This window comes from Gluconobacter sp. P1C6_b, from assembly GCF_018811945.1.
Taxonomy (GTDB): domain Bacteria; phylum Pseudomonadota; class Alphaproteobacteria; order Acetobacterales; family Acetobacteraceae; genus Gluconobacter.
Window position 1 is genome coordinate 1 of record NZ_JACRVU010000064.1, and the last position, 902, is coordinate 902.

The following is a 902-nucleotide window of genomic DNA, read 5'->3' on the forward strand; positions in this document are numbered from 1 at the left end:
ACGGGGATTTCTCTATCTCGTGGCGATCATGGACTGGTTCACGCGCAAGGTCCTGTCCTGGCGTCTGTCGAACACGATGGACGTGGAGTTCTGTATCGAGGCGCTACAGGATGCCCTCATGCGCTATGGCGCCCCGGACATTTTCAATACTGACCAGGGGTCGCAATTTACGACACCCCGTTTCACCGGGATACTGGAAGAGCGTCAGATCCGCATCAGTATGGACGGGCGTGGGCGATGGCTGGATAATGTATTCATCGAGCGTCTGTGGCGGTCGCTGAAATATGAATGCGTCTACCTGCACGCGTTCGAGACCGGATCAGAGCTGAGGGCCGGGCTTAGCAGATGGATCGCCCATTATAACGAAAGGCGTCCGCATATGGCGCTGGCTGGACGTACGCCCGATGAGGCGTATCATGACGTGCCGACATCATCTGGTCCGGGGTTAACCCCGGACCAGATGGCCAACAGCAACGCTGTCAGAAGGGCGGCATAACAATAACCGGGTATAGCTTATTCAAACCCAAAAACTGTCCGAACAGACGGGTCCACCTCTGATGGCCATGCCAGATTACTGGAAACTCTTCAGAGTATGCCGGACGGTCTCACGGTTGGATTTGAAGCAACCGGTGGACAGGAATGGGCACTCTGGGGTGTTCTCATCAGTATGGGACTCAATGCCGTCCAGTTGCCTCCAGCACAGATCAAAGCTTTCGCACTCGCCATGGGGAAACGCGCGAAAACCGATCAGATCGATGCGGAATTGATTGCGCGCTTTATGGCTTTTCGTCCAGAAGCAGGACGAACACTGCCGGATGAGAAGCTCCAGTTTCTGCGGGCACTGACGGTGCGCAGAGCTCAGATGGTGGAGGCACGTAAACGGCTTTCTGCCCAGATTTCGG

General features: G+C 55.8%; 2 protein-coding genes. Both read left to right on the top strand.

The window, feature by feature from the left end:
• The coding region (locus KP701_RS16130; protein WP_215747912.1) for an IS3 family transposase at positions 1-496 on the top strand (496 nt) is incomplete at its 5' end.
• A 96-nt stretch (positions 497-592) separates the two neighbouring features.
• Positions 593-902, top strand: a 310-nt coding sequence (locus tag KP701_RS16135; RefSeq protein WP_215747913.1) for a transposase, incomplete at its 3' end; no start/stop codon positions are given.